1 protein-coding gene is annotated in these 1,017 nt (G+C 40.5%); it reads left to right on the forward strand.

The window, feature by feature from the left end; genetic code table 11:
• Positions 1 to 475 precede the first annotated feature (475 nt).
• Positions 476 to 1,017 (forward strand): MobV family relaxase (mobV, locus tag C5L23_RS08600; RefSeq protein ID WP_275668017.1); only part of this gene is annotated, 542 nt, incomplete at its 3' end.

The following is a 1,017-nucleotide window of genomic DNA, read 5'->3' on the forward strand; positions in this document are numbered from 1 at the left end:
TATCTGGTTAACTTTGATCACATTAGTGATCAAAATTCATTTCTTTAGCCCCATCAAACGATCAGTTTGCTTTATGAAAGTGACCGCTTGATGGGGCTTTTTCGTTTACCTTTTGTCAAAAGGTAAGGTGTGACGAGCTTGACTTTGGGCGGCGTTGTGCGAAGCGCAATCGACACGATTTTGACTTTGAGGGGAGTCATGCGACTTTAAATAGAATTATTGATTAATAAAAGCCCCCTGACAAAAGTCGAAGGGGGTTTTTATTTTAGTTTGAGGTTTGCATACCTACTTAAAAAAGTAGGGCAGCAAAACGTCAAACAGGTATCAGCTAATTGCACCATAGGGTGCGCTGATACTCGGCTCAAAAGAGCCGACAGAGCCGTCTGCAAGACCCCTCGGCGAGCCCATCTTTACGAAGTAAAGTATAGTGGGTTATACTTTACTTGGAAGATAACTCCGAAATGAGGTGCATACAATGAGTTTTGCAGTGGCTAGAATGACGAAATTAAAAGCTGATAATTTAGTCGGCATTGGCAATCATGACCAACGGAAAACGACTAATCACAGCAACGAAGATATTGATGTTTCCCGCTCTCATCTGAATTATGATTTAGTGGCTGGGCGCACTGATAACTTTAAAACGGATATTGAAGCCTATATCAACGAAAACAAAGCGAGTAAGCGGGCAGTTCGCAAAGACGCTGTTTTAGTCAATGAATGGATTATAACCAGTGACAAAGATTTTTTTGAGCAATTAGATGAAGCCGAAACCCGTAAATATTTTGAAACAGCCAAACAATATTTTGCAGATAACTATGGTGACGAAAATATTCGCTATGCAGTTGTTCATATGGACGAGAAGACCCCTCACATGCATATGGGCATTGTGCCCTTTGATGATGATAAAAAGCTCTCAGCTAAGCGTATATTTAATCGTGAAGCCTTACAGCACATTCAAGAGGAATTACCACAGTACCTCAAAGAAAATGGCTTTGATGTTCAACGTGGTAACAAAAA

Origin of the sequence: Leuconostoc fallax (assembly GCF_004354645.1) — a bacterium.
Lineage (GTDB): Bacteria > Bacillota > Bacilli > Lactobacillales > Lactobacillaceae > Leuconostoc_B > Leuconostoc_B fallax.